The following is a 14,572-nucleotide window of genomic DNA, read 5'->3' on the forward strand; positions in this document are numbered from 1 at the left end:
CTTCTAGCGTTTCGCGGGTGCCAAAGCTCTCCGTCATCGTGCCCTTCTACAACGTGCAGCAATACGCCCCGGACACCCTCCGAAGTCTTCGCATGAATGCGCGGCGAGATTTCGAGTTCGTGCTGGTGAACGACAAATCAAAGGACGAAACGCCGGCGATTCTCGACCGCGCGGCCGAGGAGCTCTCGGACGTCGCCCAGGTGCAGGTCCTCCACCACGAGACGAACGGGGGGCTCGCCACCGCGCGCAACACCGGTCTGGACGCGGCGCGGGGCGAGTACCTGACCTTCCTGGACGGTGACGACTGGCTCGCGCCGGGCTACCTCACGGAACTGGTCACCGCCATCGAGGAACTGGGCTGTGACTTCGTCCGCACCGACCATGTGCAGACCGTCGCCCGCGCCCGCACCGTGCACCGGGTCCCGATCGGTCGGCGCGGCGAGGTGATGAACCCGCGGGACGCGATCCTGCCCGCCAACCGGTCGACGTCCGTCGACTACGCGTACGCGTGGGCCGGCGCCTACCACCGCCGCCTGCTGGACAAGGGCCTGCTGCACTTCACCGACGGACTGCGCACGGCCGAGGACCGGCCGTGGATCTGGAAGCTGCACCGCGAGGCCGAGTCGTTCGCCGTGGTCAGTCTGCTGGGCGTGTTCTACCGGCGCGGGGTGGCCTCCTCCCTCACCCAGATCGGCGACGCCCGCCAGCTCGACTTCATCCGCGCCTTCGACCAGGTCGTCGAGGAGACGGCGGCGGACCGGGACGCCGACCAGCTGCTCCCCAAGGCGGTGCGCACCTACTGCGCGATCATCGCCCACCATCTCTCCGACGAGTCCAAGTGGGAGCCGTCCGTGGCCAAGCAGCTGCGGGCGATGAGCGCGGCGGCCATACAGCGGATGCCGCAGGACGCGCTCGGGGACGTACTCGACACCATGGACCTGCGCCGCTCCGCCAAGCTGCGGCGGCTGCGACGGCGGATGACCACAGCGAAGGCGGCCGCGTGATGTCCCCCCGTACCCCCCGCACCACGCAGATCTTCTGCGCCTCCACGCTGTACGGCGCGGTCACCCTGGCCGCCGCGATCGACTCCGACCTCTTCGAGGAGGCCGAGCGCCGGGTGCTGCTGGTGTTCAACAACACCGCGACGCCGGAGACCTCGCTGCCGCTGGACGCGATGCCGGGCTTCGCTCCGCTGCGCGACCACTTCGACGAGGTGCTCTCCTGGAACGAGGCGATCCGCCCCTTCCACCCGGGTTCCTGGACCCCTCGCCCGGACGACATCCCCCTCTTCGAGCGCTATCTGCGCCTGCTGTGGGGCCTCGGCGAGGACCGTGTCGAACTGGTCCTGGAGTCCCTCCAGGTCGCCCCCGCCCTCACCGTCGCCCAGATCTTCACCGGCGCCCCGGTCGACGTCTACGCCGACGGCCTGATGAGTTACGGACCCACCCGCAGCAAGCTGGACCCGCTGGTCGGCACGCGTGTGCGGCGGCTGCTCCACCTGGACCTGATCGCGGGCCTCACGCCGATGCTGCTGACCGAGTTCGGCGTACCGCCGGTCGTGGTGCCGACGTCCGCCTTCCTGAAGGCGATGAGCGAACTGACCGCCACCGTGGAGGAGTTGCCGCCGCTGCCGGACAACGCGGCGCTGCTGCTCGGTCAGTACCTCTCCGCGCTGGACATCCTCTCCCCCGTCGAGGAGGAGAACCTGCACGTACGGATGCTGAAGGGCGCGGTCGCCAAGGGGCACCGCTCGATCGTCTTCAAGCCGCACCCCAGCGCGCCGGCCCGCTTCAGCCGCGCCCTGGAGGCCGAGGCCGAGAAACTCGGCGTGGACCTCACCGTCCTCGACATCCCGGTGCTCGCCGAGGTCCTGTTCGAGAAGGCGCGGCCCGCACTGGTCGTCGGCTGCTTCTCCACCGCGCTGTTCACGGCCTCCGCCCTCTACGACCTGCCGACCGCTCGCGTCGGCACCGAGCTGCTGCTTGAACGGCTGACGCCGTACCAGAACAGCAACCGGGTCCCGGTGGTGCTGGCGGACGCGGTGCTGGCGGACCTGGACGGCCGCGGGAGTGAGGACGCGATCCCGGCCGGGGATCTGAACGCCCTGGTCACCGCGGTCGGATTCACCATGCAGCCGCAGATCTATCCGACCCTTCGGTCGGCGGCGGAGGGGTATCTCGCGAAGCACTTCAAGCCGCGCACCCAGCGCTACTTCAAGCGCAAGCGGCTCACCGCGCTGGGCCTGCCCGGTGGCATTCCCGAGCGGCTGGCCTTCCTGCCGCGCAGCTCCACCGCGCGCCGGGTGGTGCGGCGGGCCCGGGCGCTGAAGAAGGCCGTGAAGCGCTGAACGAACCGTGAGTGAACACGGCGCGCCTGGAACATGACGCCGGGGAAAAGGCCAGGTCACCCCGTATGACCTGGCCCTACCATCGCCGGATGCGTATCCACCAGCTCGATGAAGCCAATGCCCGCATGCTGGCCCACGCACCATCCGTCAGGCCGGTTCCCACCAGCGACATCATCCGCGTCCACCGCAAGAAGCACCCGTACCGGGGCTATGCCGAGATCGACTCCCCGTACTGTCCGCCGTTCGTCATGTTCTGTGTGAACGACGACGCCGTCGCCCTCGACACCCTGTGGAACGGGCGGTTCGGCTACGAGCCCGGCAGCCTCGCCACCTGGGCCCGGCTCGCCGCGAAGAGCACGACGATCGCCGATGTCGGCGCGCACGTCGGCTACTTCTCGATGATCGCCGCGCTCTCCCGTCCCGAGGCGACCGTGCACTCCTTCGAGCCGGTGGACCAGATCCACGCCCGGCTCTCGGTGAACGTCCGGTCGAACGGCGTCCAGAACGTCAGGCTCCACCAGGCCGGTGTGTCCACCGCCGCCGGCTGGGCGGAGATCAGCGTCCGCTTCTCGGGAAACCTGCTGTCGACGGGCTCCACCCTGGAGCACTCCACCGCCGACGCCCAGCTCAAGCGCATTCGCCTGGTCTGTCTCGACGAGGTGTTCGCCGACACGAAACTGGACCTGATCAAGATCGACGTGGAGGGCCACGAGATGTCGGTCCTGGAAGGCGCCCGGCAGGTCCTGAAACGCGACCGGCCCGCCGTATTGCTGGAGGCACTCGCCGGCGCCCCGCTGGACCCGCTTCTCGCGGAATTCGACCCGCTCGGTTACGACTCCCACTGGATTTCCGAACTCGACGGTGAACTCGTTCCGTCGTCCGGGCCGCGGCCGCCCAAGACGCGGAATCTGTTGTTCCTCCCCCGCGACTGACATCCGAACCCGAAATCGCGGAAGAAAGCCGAAGAGAAACAGGGAGGACGCCTGTCCGACGCGGGTTGTTGGGTTGCGGTTCACAGTAGCTCCATAACTTCCCGCAACATGACCCAACAGGACATACGTCCGCCGTCCCCCGCTCCGGCTCCCGTCACGCTCGTCACCGCGGAGCCGGAGCGGGGGCGGCCGTTGATCTCCTACGTCCTCCCCGTCTACAACGAGCGGGACGGCATCACCGCCTTCCACACCGAGCTCACCGCGGCCCTCGACAGCCGCCCCGAGCTGGACTTCGAGCTGGTGTACGTCAACGACGGCTCCACGGACGGGTCCCTGGAGCTGCTCAAGGGCCTCGCGGAGCGGGACGGACGGGTCCGGGTCGTCGACTTCGCGCGCAACTTCGGGCACCAGCTCGCCATCACCGCCGGGCTGGACCTCGCCCGGGGCGACGCGGTGATCGTGATGGACACCGACCTCCAGGACCCGCCGAAGGTCAGCCTGGAGCTGGTCGACGCCTGGCGCGAGGGGGCCGAGATCGTGCACGCGCGTCGGCGCTCCCGGCAGGACAGCGCGTTCAAGCGGGCCACCGCGCACCTGTACTACCGCGTCCTGCGCTCCTCCACCGACGTGGACATCCCGCTGGACACGGGGGACTTCCGGCTCCTGGACCGGCGGGTCGCCGACGAGCTGCGCAGGTACCGCGAGCGCAGCCGGTTCGTGCGCGGCATCGTCGCCTCGATGGGCTACCGGCAGACCGAGGTCGCCTTCGACCGCGACGAACGGTTCGCGGGCGAGACGAAGTACCCGCTGCGCAAGATGGCCCGGCTCGCGATCGACGGCGTGACCAGTTTCTCCACCGCCCCGCTGAAGATGATCACGCGGCTCGGCTTCGTGGTGCTCGCGCTGTCACTGCTCGGCATCCTCTACGCACTGGCCATGAAGTTCTTCCGGCCCGAGATCACCGTCTCCGGCTGGACCATGCTGATGTGTGTCGTGCTGTTCCTGGGCGGCACGCAGATGCTGTCGCTGGGGGTCATCGGCGCGTACATCGGGCGCATCTACAGCGAGGCACAGGGCCGGCCGCTGTACCTGGTGCGCGAGGTCGTCGGCGGTGACGGTGACCACTGAGACCGCCCCCGCCCCCGCCCCGCCCCGGATCACCCGGCAACTGCTGCGCTACACCCTCATCGGCGGCAGCGGTGTCGCCCTCGACCTGGTCGTCTTCCTGCTGCTGCACAACTTCACCGGGATGAACGAGCAGTTCGCCAACGCGCTGAGCACGACGCTCGGCATCACCAGCAACTTCGCCCTGAACGCCCGGTTCACCTTCGAGCGCCGTGACCGGCTCGTCGTCCGCTTCCTGCGTTTCTACGCCGTCGGACTGACCGGCATCGCCCTGACGAACCTGCTGTTCCTGGCCTTCACCGACGGTCTGGGGATCGACGCCAACCTGGTCAAGGCGGGTTCACTGCCGCTGGTCCTGGCGCTCCAGTTCGTGCTCAACAGAAAGTGGAGCTTCGCATGAACCTCGGCATCATCGGCGCCGGCGCCACCGGCCTGACGGCCGCCTGGGACGCCGTACGCGCCGGCCACCGCGTCACCATCCTGGAGGCGGCGGACGAACTCGGCGGCCTGGCCGCCTCGTTGGAGGTCGGCGGGGTTCCCCTGGAGCGCTACTACCACCACATCTTCCGCAGCGACAAGGCGATGATCGCCCTGATCGAGGAGCTGGGGCTCGGGGACGCGCTGCGCTTCCACCGGCCGACCACCGGTATCTACCGGGGTGGCAGGCTGATCGACTTCACCACGCCGTTCGACATGGTGCGCTTCCCGGAGTTCGGCCCCGTCGACGCGGTGCGCTTCGCCGGCTCCTCGGCGGTGCTCAAGGCGGTGCGCAAGGGGGACCGCTACAACGACCTCACCGCGCTGGCCTGGCTGCGCAAGTGGGCCGGGAAGAAGGCCACCGCGGCCGTCTGGGAGCCACTGCTGACCGGCAAGTTCGGCGACCGCGCCGAACAGGTGTCGATGGCCTGGCTGTGGGCCCGGATCCACTGCCGCACCTTTGAACTCGGCTATGTGGACGGCGGGTTCGAGCGGGTCTACGCGGCGCTGCGGGACGGCATCGAGGAGCGCGGCGGCAAGGTCGAGTTCGGCAAGGCGGCCGGGACGATACGGCAGGACGGCGACCTGGTGTCGGTGCGCTGCGCGGACGGTTCGTCCTACGAGTTCGACCACCTGATCGTCACGACCCCGCAGCCGGCCTTCGCGAAGGCGGCGGGGCTCCCGGCCGACGACACGGTGTGGAAGAACCAGTACCTGGGCGCCACCTGCTTCGTCCTGGAACTGGACCGCAGCGCGATCCCGTACTACTGGCTCAACATCAACGAGCCCGACTTCCCCTTCCTCGCGGTCGTCGAGCACACCAAGATGATCGACCCGGCCGTCTACGGCGGGCGGCACATCCTCTACGTCGGCAACTACGTGGAGCGCGAGGACTGGCGCTTCACCACCGAACCGAGTGAGCTGCTCGACGCGTTCGTGCCGTATCTGCGGCGGATCAACCCGGACTTCGAGAAGTCCTGGATCAAGGACTGGCACTTCTCGAAGGCCGGGTTCGCGCAGCCGGTGGTGACGCCGGAGTACCGCGCGCTGATCCCGGCCCACGAGACACCCATGAGCCGGGTCACGCTGGCGACGATGGCCCAGATCTACCCGCAGGACCGGGGCCAGAGCTACTCGGTGGCCATGGCCCGCAAGGTCACCAGGTCCCTGGGGCTCAGCGCCTGACGCACAGCACCAGCCGTGCGCCCTCCTCGCCGCGCGGGCAGTCGTACACCGCGGTGACCCGGCGCCACAGCTCCGGGTCCACACGGCCCGGCTGGAACCAGGGCCGCTCCAGGACGGCGTACGGGGCCGGGTCGTGGTCGACGCAGTCGGCGTTCTCCTTGAACGACTTCAGCTCGGCCACGTCCGGCAGATAGCGGGTGCGCTGGAGGAACGTGGCGATCGGGTAGCGGCACCGGGCCGGATGCCCGACGTCGTACGCCGTCTCGCCGAAGGCGAGGTACAGCACCGGCACCCCGGCGGGCAGCTCGGCACGGATGCGGTCGGCGTCCTCGGCGGCCCGCCGCTGCGACTGCAGGTACGCGGCACCGGTGACGGTGACCTTGCCGTACTGCACCAGGTGCGGGGAGCCGGGCCAGATGCTCGCGGCCAGCAGCACCACACCGGACAGGGCGACCAGGACGGCCGACCGGTTCCGGAGCCGCTTCTCCAGCACCACGTCCAGCACGGCCGCGAGCAGCGCGACCAGCCCCGCCACCCACACCTCCCACGACCGCTGCGCCCCCTTGGGCAACTGCGCGTACACCACGGGCGCCACGCCGTACAGCAGCGACACGGCCCCGAAGCACCACGGGGGCGAGCGGCGCGCTCCGCCGACCGCGACGCCCCAGACCACCGCCGCGACGACCGGCATCTGGGCCCCGTGGTAGAGGAACCAGTTGCCCTGGACGACCACGACCGCCTGCGCGGCGAGGCCGATGAGCGCGGCGATCGCCAGGAGCTCGGCCCGCCGCAGGCGGCCCTGGACCCGGGTGAGGACGAGCAGCAGCGCGCCCGGCAGGAGCAGCAGGACCGGACTGGCCACCGCGCGGTCGGCGAGGAAGTCCAGCGAACGGTCGAGGATGAAGTGCGGCCGGATACCGGTGCGGCTCAGCGCCGACTGGTTGATCTGCGGCATGTCCTCGGTCCACTGCCACTCGTGGCTGCCGGCGAGGACGCTGATGCCGAACAGGGCGAGTGCGGCGGGCACACCGAGCACCGCGACGCGTACCGCCCGGCCCCGGTCGACCGCGTAGACGAGCAGCACGCCGATCGCGGCGGTCGCGGCCGTGGAGTACTTCATCATCACCGCGAGGCCGAACGGGAGCGCGGCGAGCAGCGCCGCCGGCCAGGGCCGCCGGAGGCCGAGCGCGGCGGCCGCCCCGAACACCGTGAGGACGACGGCCGCCCACTCGGGCTGGAGGAAGTCGTTGCGGGGCGCGAGTGCCAGGGCCAGTCCGGTGGCGCCGGCCGTCAGGGCGGCCTCGCGGGCGCCCACGCGGCGGACCAGCGCCGCGTGGAGCGCGTAGCCGGCGGCGACGGCCAGGAGGACCCCGGCCACGTTCATCGTCGCCTCGCGCACCTCCGTGCTCCCGAAGAAGGCGAGCCGGTCCAGGAGCGCGACGAACCACCGGTAGAAGTACGGGCGGTGGGTGAAGACCTCCGACGGCGAGTAGCCGGCCGCGCGGCCGGTGCGCAGGGCAGCGAGGACGTAGTGGATGTCGCCCGTCAGACCGCGGGTGAGGGCCGTGTACACCACGGCCACCGCGGACGGCAGGGCGGCCGCCGCCCACCACAGGGGTGAGCGGCGGCCGGTGGTACGGGGCCGGGCGGCGACAGTGGCGCCGCCCGCCAGGGTGCTCGTCACGGTCAGCCGCCCAGGATGACCCGGAGGTCGGCCGCGTTCGCCTCGGTGACCTTCCACAGCTCCTGCTGGCGGCCGTGGACGTCGGCGACCGTCCTGTCGTGGTCGGCGAGCAGCTCCGTCGAACGCTCCACCAGACGGGCCGCGAGGTGGCGGTCGTGGACCGAGACGCCCCACTCGGGCCGCTCGATGTCCCGCAGGAAGTACGCCATCTTCGGGTGCGAGATCAGGCTGATGATCGGGGTGCCGACACCGAAGGGGATCATTCCCGCGTGGCCGCGCATGCCGATGACCAGCTTGGTGCGGGCGTAGAGGTCGAGGATCTCCTTGTTCTCGAAGTCGTACATCGGGATGACCGGCATCGAGATGCCGTGCTCGCGGCGCAGGTCGAAGACGATCTTCTCGTCGTCGAGGGAGTGCGCCACGCACTGCACCTCGGCCAGCTTGCCCAGGTCCCGTACGGCCTGGGCCATCTGGGCCAGGAAGTAGCCGTAGTCGTGGCCGAAGCGCAGGCCCGCGCGGTCGTAGGCGGCGTTGATGAGGATGGTGTCGTCGCGCTTGGCGGGGTCCTGCCAGCCGGGCACCAGCTGGCGGGCGACGGTCGTCGGACAGGGCTGGAAGCGGATCTTGTCGTGCAGCTGGGCCGGGACCATGGCCCGGACCTTCTCGATCGAGCCGTGGTTGCGCAGACCGAAGAACGAGGACTGCTCGACGAGCAGACGCAGCGAGTCCCGGAAGCGGTTGGCGCGGTAGGACTGGCCGTCGAAGGCGTTGAAGCCGACGGCGAAGACCGCGACGGGCACGTCGATGCGCTTGAGCAGCTCGTCCGGGACGTTCCACTGCCAGGCGCTGTTGCCGTTGGGCATGGTGTCCGGGATGAACAGTCCGCCACCGCCGATGACCAGGCCGCGGCGGCGGTTGACGCGCTGGAGGGCGGCCTCGTCGAAGAGACGGTGGGCGTGCACGGAGTGCCAGCGGCGGGAGGTGGTGTCCGGGCCGAAGGCGGAGCGGACGCTCTCCGGGAGGAGCTTGTCACCGGCGTTGCCCTGACGGTCCATGTAGAAGGCGACATGGGACAACTGGTCCTCGGGGGCGCCCAGTTCCTGTGCCGGTACGGCGGCCGCGCGCTGCGCCCACAGACGGCTGGGGCGGTGCGTCGGGTCGACGGACATGCCGGCCGTGGCGTACTTCAGGGCCTCGGTGTGGTCGCCGTGCACCCAGGCCATCTGGGCGAGGCGGGCGTAGGCGGTGGCGGCCCGGTTGGGGGCGGCGGCGGCCAGCAGGAGCTGGGTCTTGGCCTCCTCGTAGCGGGAGACGCTCATCAGGGCGTGACCGAGGACCTCGTGCGGCCAGGCCTCGTCGAGCGGGATGCGGACGCCGGAGAGCACGTCGACCGCGTCCTGGTAGTCACCGGACGCGATGTGCGCGGCGGCCACCTTGCGGGCGACCTCGACGTCCCCGGTGCGGGCCACGTGCGGCGTGCCGTAGTGCACGATCAGGTCGTGGTGCAGTGCGCCGGTGGACTCCAGGTACGCGGACTGGAAGTCGGCGTCGGACAGCTCGAACTCGCGCCAGCGGTCCTCGGCCCGGCTGTAGCCGGCCTCGCCGCCCTGCCAGGGCTTGTGGCGACCGGTGAAGTGCAGGATGGCGGTGTCGTCGGGGACGGGCAGGTCCCCCGAGAGCCGCCGCTTGACGAAGTTGTAGCGAGCGTCGAGGCGCACGAAGTCGCCGTCCAGGACGGCGTTGAGGATGCCCTGGTCGTGCTTGTCGAGCTCGTAGTCGCCGGAGCGGCCGCACTTGTCGAGCCGGGCGCAGAACGCGTCGCTCAGGTACTCGCGCTGGATGACCAGCAGACCGGAGTTGAGCTTGTGCTGGCCGTAGAAGAACTGCGGGACGGCCGCCAGCCCCTCGCGCAGCTGGAGGAGTTCGCTCAGGTCGCCGAGGACGACCATGTCGGTGTCGAGCGTGATGACGGTGTCGTACTCGCGGATCTTGAAGACGTCCAGGATGAAGTACGCCTTGCGGACCAGGTAGTTGTCCTGGTCGCCCTTCTTGTACGAGTCGTAGTGGTCGGCGTCGACCCGCTTGAGGACGATCCGCGGGTGGAGCGCGCGGATCCGGGCGATCGAGCCGGGCCGCAGGTCGTCGTAGAGGACGACGAAGTCCTCGCACACGCCCGGGTTGGACAGGGCGAGGCTGCGCAGCAGGGCGAGGAAGCCGGGCAGGTAGTTCTCGTCGACGAAGCTGGCGAAGGCGATCCTGCGCTTGCCGGTGAGGGCGTGCGCGTCGGTCACCGGGGCCAGGGGGGCGGCGGTCCCGGTAAGGGAGTTGATGGTCATCGCAGGGATATCCTCATGTCGGTCACGCTCTGGGCCCGCTCCATGACCCATGCCTTCTCGCTGGTGTACTCGTGCACGGAGGTGATGGCGAGCTTCATCGCTTCCTGGACGCGGTAGGCACCGCTCTCGTAGAAGTCGAAGCCGATCAGGTCGAGCTTCGGGCTGACGTCGAGGAAGTCGAGCAGGTAGAGCATGTTGAAGCCGGTGGTGGGGATGCCGGACCAGGCGTCGGTGGAGACCTTGCCGATGTTGCGCAGGGGCCAGCGCAGCGACTCGTCGCCCAGGTAGGTCTGGGCGCCGGGCACCAGGCGGTTGCGCAGCGAGTACTTCCAGTCGCCGGAGACCCCGCCGAAGACGAGCCGGGTGGTGACCTGCTGGTCCCAGTTGAAGCCGTGCTTGTGGATCGTGGCGTGGATGTCGGTCCTGCTGCCGGTGTGCTTCGGGTCGATCCGGTAGGAGTTGAAGCGGACGACGAGGTCGTACGCGTCGATCTCGGCGCCCATGGAACTGGCGCCGACCCGCCCGGAGTTGGCGATCAGGCAGATCGACTTGCCGGCGATCAGGTTGCGGAACTCTCCCAGGGTGATCCACTGCACGCCGCCCACGGTCGGGTCGGTGACCGGACCGCGCATGCGGTTGCGGCGCTGCTCGGCGTAAAGCGCGACGGCCTGGGTGAGCGCGGTGATGTCGGTGTCCTCGGTGGAGCGCAGGTCGAGGTACTGGCTGAGCAGTTCCTGGCGCTCCTGCACGGGGGCGCTCTCGTCGGTCAGCGCGAGGAGCGCTCCCACGAGCCGGGGCTCGGCCTCGGCCCAGTCGCCGACGGCATGCGCGGCGAGGCCCTCGGCCCACACGTCGGTGGCGGGGCGGGCGGCGAACGCGCGGGCGCCGGGCACCTGGCGCTTCAGGAGGTCGAGGAGCTCGCGCTCCTTCTCCCCCGCGATGCGCAGGCCCGCGATCCGGGCGCGGACGCCGAAGCCGTCGTCGTCGGTGAGGGCGAGATAGCGCTCGTAGGCCTCCAGGGCCTCGGCGTCCTCACCGAGGGCCTCCAGGAGCCGGGCGCGCAGCCGCCAGCCGGCCCGCGAGTTCTTGCGCTGGGCGAGGACGGTGTCGCTGATGATCAGGGCGAGGTTCAGCTCGTCGTCGTAACCGCACTCCAGGGCCTTGTTGGCGACGGCGAGCAAGGCGTCGAGCAGTTCGGCGGGGATGCCGGCGGCGGGGGTCGCGGCGCCCTTGACGGCCCGCTTGAGCAGGGCCGTCGCACCGGAGGGGGCGGGCGTCGCCGGGGCCGCGGTGGCGGTCGTCCCCCACACGACGAGCAGCTTGCGCAGCTGTTCGCCGAGTTCGACGCGGCGCCGGTCGACGCTGCCGACGACCTTGCCGCTGTGCGCCGCGCAGGCGCGCAGGCACTCGTCCAGCTCCCCTCCACGCGCGCGTGCACGCCTCTTCTGGACCGTCGTCATGGCACTCCCGTTGTTTTCTTGCCAAAGCAAAGACAAGTTCATGTGTTTATTGCGACGTGGGGGGATTCTGGGCGAACTTAGAAAGCCAAAACGACAAACAGGTGAACTCACCGGGACCAGGCGGCTAATGGTTGGCCCGGCGAGTAAGACATCGTCGTGATTCGGACTAACGTGCTGGGGCGCATCCACAGGAGTGACATAGGCTCCGCAGAGCTTGCGAAGGGGATTTCCGTGACCAGCATGACCGTCCGGCCGGCGGCCGACCTGCCCCGGCGGCCGGAAGGGCCGCAACAGGTGGGGCCGCCGTCCGCACCACGCCCCCGGGAGACCCGGCTGCGGGCCCTGGACGGACTGCGGCTGGTGGCCGCGCTGATGGTGGCGGCGTACCACTACGGCGGTCGGGGCGGCGAGATCACCAAGGCCTGGGGAAGTTCCGCACAACAGCAGTTCCCCACGTTGCACACGTACTTCTCCTACGGCTGCCTCGGCGTCCAGGTCTTTTTCGTGATCAGCGGTTTCGTGATCTGCATGAGCGGCTGGGGGCGGCCCCTGAAGTCGTTCTTCGCCTCTCGCGCCTCCCGGCTCCTGCCCGCGTACTGGTTCGCCGTTCTGCTGGTCACGGCCGTGTTCGCGCTGCCGGTGGTCGCCTACGAGGCGCTGTCGCCGAGCGATGTCCTGGTGAACCTGACCATGCTTCAGCAGCCGCTGGGCGTGGACCGGGTGCTCGGGGTGTGCTGGACGCTGTGGGCGGAGGTCCGCTTCTACGTGCTGTTCGCGCTGTGCGTGGTCCTGCCCGGGGCCTCCCGGCGCCGGGTGATCATGTTCTGCGCGGGCTGGACGCTGGCAGCGGCGATCACCCAGTCCGCGCACCAGCCGCTGCTCGACGTGGTCTTCATGCCCGAGTACGCCCCCTTCTTCATCGGCGGTGTCGGCCTCTACCTCGTGCACCGCGACCGGCGGGACGTGTACGCGTGGGGCATCGTCGCGGTCAGCTTCCTGATCGGGCAGCACTACGCGGTCCGTTCGCTGTGGAACGCGTCCGACCCGAACGCCTTCGCCCACCGCACCACGCTGGGCATCGTGCTGGTGGTGGCCTTCGGCTTCCTCGCGGTCGCGGCGATCGCGCTGGGCTGGCTGAGCTGGGCGAACTGGCGCTGGCTGACGGTGGCCGGGGCGCTGACGTATCCGTTCTACCTCGTGCACGAACACCTGGGCTGGGTGGTCGTGCACGAACTGCACGTCCGGCTCGGCGTGCCCGCGGCCGGGACCTTCGCGCTGACGATCGCCGGGATGCTGCTGCTGGCCTGGCTGATCAACCGCTACGTCGAGAAGCCACTGACCCCCCGTCTGCGCTCGGCGCTGGCCCGTCGGCTCTGAATCTGTTCACCGGACGTTCAGCGGGCCGCCAGTTGGGCCGGGCGTGGGCGAGCAAGCATGTCTCATGGCCGACTCACAGCAGACTCCCAAGCTCCCCGGTGAACTGAAGGACGTCCCCGGCTGGTTCCCGCCGCTCGACCAGGTGCTGTTCACCTGGTTCCTGGAGAAACAGCAGCTCGCCGGCGACCTCCTCGAACTGGGCGTCTACATGGGCAAGAGCGCGATCCTGCTCGGGCACCAGCTGCGCCCGGGCGAGGCGTTCACCGTCTGCGACCTGTTCGGCGGCGAGGCCCCCGACGGCGCGAACCGCGCGGAGACCTCCAAGTCGTACGCCTCCCTGACCCGCGAGACCTTCGAGCGCAACTACCTCTCCTTCCACGACACCCTGCCGAGGGTGATCGAGGCCCCCACCTCGGTCATCTCCGGTGAGGTGAAGGCGGGCACCTGCCGCTTCGTCCACATCGACGCCTCGCATCTGTACGAGCACGTGCGCGACGACATCGGCGCCGCGCGCGAGATCCTGCTGCCGGACGGGCTGGTCGTCCTGGACGACTTCCGCTCCGAGCACACCCCGGGTGTCTCCGTCGCCGTGTGGGAGGCCGTGCTGAACCGCGGGCTGCGGCCGATCTGCCTCAGCACGCAGAAGCTCTACGGCACGTGGGGGGACCCGGAGCCGGTGCAGGAGGAGCTGCTGGCCATGCTCCAGGAGCGCACCGACGTCGGGCTGAGCGTGCAGGAGGCGGCCGGTCACCGCCTTGTGCGCGCGCGGGCGCAGAAGATGCAGGCGCCGCCGTTCCCCCGCTCCCGGCACTATGTCGCGCCGCCCGCCGCGCCCGCCCCCGCTCCGAAGCCGCGTCGGTCCCCGGCCCGGCGGATCGCCGTGGACCTGTTGCCGCCGGTCGTCACGCGCGCGGTGCGGAAGGTGCGGGCCCGGTAGGCCGGTACCGCTTCTCGATTCCCGCCAGCACCAGGGCCAGCCCCTCCTCGAAATGCCGCTCGAAGTCCTGGAAGATCTCCGCGCCCGCCGCTGCCGCCAGCGGGAAGCCGGCCATCAGGCGGGCGCGTTCCGCCACGTCGAAGCCTTCGCGGCGCTCGCCGGGCAGCGGCTCCACGCCCTGCTCCTCGATGACGAAGCCGAGGGTGTAGAGGTACGACGTCGACGTGGCCCGGACCGCCTGGGCGAGGGTGAAGCCGTCGTCCGTGAAGAGCCGCAGGGTCTCCTCCATGTGCTCGACGTGGACCAGGCCCGTGAAGCGTGAGCCGCTGTAGACCTTGGCGCCGTCGCGGTAGCCGAGCAGGGCGGTGCGCAGCCCGCGGTTGGACCTGAGGAGTCGCTCCCGCCAGCTGTCGGACGGGTCGAGCTCGGTCCCGGCGACCATCCGCCGGAACATCTCCGTCGCCATCTCGTCGAGCAGCGCCTGCTTGTCCTTGAAGTGCCAGTACAGGGCGGGCGCCTTGACGTCGAGTTCCTTGGCGATGGCCCGCAGGCTGAGGCCGTCGAGGCCCACCTCGTTCAGGAGCTTCAGGGCGGTGTGGGCGACCCGGGCGCGGTCCAGGGGCGGGCGTTTCTCCGTACTCACGCTTGACAGCTTAACAGCGTTAAGGGCACCCTCGGGGTCGACGGCACTTAACAGCGTTAAGGAGATGGG

The 14,572-nt window shown here is 69.9% G+C and carries 12 protein-coding genes; 8 read left to right on the forward strand and 4 right to left on the reverse strand.

The window, feature by feature from the left end:
* The first annotated feature begins 17 nt into the window (after positions 1–17).
* The 6 genes from BFN33_RS31215 to BFN33_RS31240 all read left to right on the forward strand — a co-directional run bounded on the left by BFN33_RS31215 (position 18) and on the right by BFN33_RS31240 (position 6,066).
* Positions 18–1,004, forward strand: coding sequence for a glycosyltransferase family 2 protein (locus BFN33_RS31215; RefSeq protein ID WP_069763492.1), 987 nt, complete (start codon positions 18–20; stop codon positions 1,002–1,004).
* Entirely contained in the window at positions 1,004–2,347 is a 1,344-nt protein-coding gene (locus BFN33_RS31220) for an alpha-2,8-polysialyltransferase family protein (protein ID WP_069763493.1), read from the forward strand. Before BFN33_RS31215 ends, BFN33_RS31220 begins: the two co-directional genes overlap by 1 nt.
* Before the next feature lie 89 nt (positions 2,348–2,436).
* Positions 2,437–3,279, forward strand: a complete 843-nt coding sequence (locus tag BFN33_RS31225) for an FkbM family methyltransferase (protein WP_176742502.1) — start codon at positions 2,437–2,439, stop codon at positions 3,277–3,279.
* Positions 3,280–3,387: 108 nt separating this feature from the next.
* Entirely contained in the window at positions 3,388–4,407 is a 1,020-nt protein-coding gene (locus BFN33_RS31230; protein ID WP_069763495.1) for a glycosyltransferase family 2 protein, read from the forward strand.
* The gene (locus tag BFN33_RS31235; RefSeq protein WP_069763496.1) at positions 4,391–4,804 is read left to right on the forward strand and encodes a GtrA family protein; all 414 of its coding nucleotides are present in this window, start codon (positions 4,391–4,393) and stop codon (positions 4,802–4,804) included. Before BFN33_RS31230 ends, BFN33_RS31235 begins: the two co-directional genes overlap by 17 nt.
* The gene (locus BFN33_RS31240) at positions 4,801–6,066 is read left to right on the forward strand and encodes an NAD(P)/FAD-dependent oxidoreductase (protein ID WP_069763497.1); all 1,266 of its coding nucleotides are present in this window, start codon (positions 4,801–4,803) and stop codon (positions 6,064–6,066) included. The genes BFN33_RS31235 and BFN33_RS31240 overlap by 4 nt, the downstream gene beginning before the upstream one ends.
* Here BFN33_RS31240 and BFN33_RS31245 read toward each other — a convergent pair.
* From BFN33_RS31245 to BFN33_RS31255, 3 genes are read right to left on the reverse strand one after another with little or no spacing between them, the layout of a single operon-like run.
* Entirely contained in the window at positions 6,056–7,750 is a 1,695-nt protein-coding gene (locus tag BFN33_RS31245) for a hypothetical protein (protein ID WP_069763498.1), read from the reverse strand. The two genes, BFN33_RS31240 and BFN33_RS31245, sit on opposite strands and share 11 nt — an antisense overlap.
* A gap of 2 nt (positions 7,751–7,752) precedes the next feature.
* Entirely contained in the window at positions 7,753–10,086 is a 2,334-nt protein-coding gene (locus BFN33_RS31250; RefSeq protein ID WP_069763499.1) for a glycosyltransferase, read from the reverse strand.
* A complete protein-coding gene (locus tag BFN33_RS31255) occupies positions 10,083–11,546 on the reverse strand; it encodes a glycosyltransferase family 29 protein (protein ID WP_069763500.1) in 1,464 nt (487 codons plus the stop codon). The genes BFN33_RS31250 and BFN33_RS31255 overlap by 4 nt, the downstream gene beginning before the upstream one ends.
* Before the next feature lie 240 nt (positions 11,547–11,786).
* Here BFN33_RS31255 and BFN33_RS31260 point away from each other — a divergent pair, with 240 nt between their 5' ends.
* Positions 11,787–12,923 (forward strand): acyltransferase, encoded by a 1,137-nt coding sequence (locus tag BFN33_RS31260; protein WP_069763588.1) that lies wholly within the window; start codon positions 11,787–11,789, stop codon positions 12,921–12,923.
* Between the two features lie 64 nt (positions 12,924–12,987).
* Positions 12,988–13,860, forward strand: coding sequence for a class I SAM-dependent methyltransferase (locus BFN33_RS31265; RefSeq protein ID WP_069763501.1), 873 nt, complete (start codon positions 12,988–12,990; stop codon positions 13,858–13,860).
* On the opposite strand, the gene BFN33_RS31270 is transcribed toward BFN33_RS31265, so the two are convergent.
* A complete protein-coding gene (locus BFN33_RS31270; RefSeq protein ID WP_069763502.1) occupies positions 13,826–14,503 on the reverse strand; it encodes a TetR/AcrR family transcriptional regulator in 678 nt (225 codons plus the stop codon). The two genes, BFN33_RS31265 and BFN33_RS31270, sit on opposite strands and share 35 nt — an antisense overlap.
* Between the last annotated feature and the right edge of the window lie 69 nt (positions 14,504–14,572).

Source organism: Streptomyces sp. LUP47B (assembly GCF_001746295.1).
Lineage (GTDB): Bacteria > Actinomycetota > Actinomycetes > Streptomycetales > Streptomycetaceae > Streptomyces.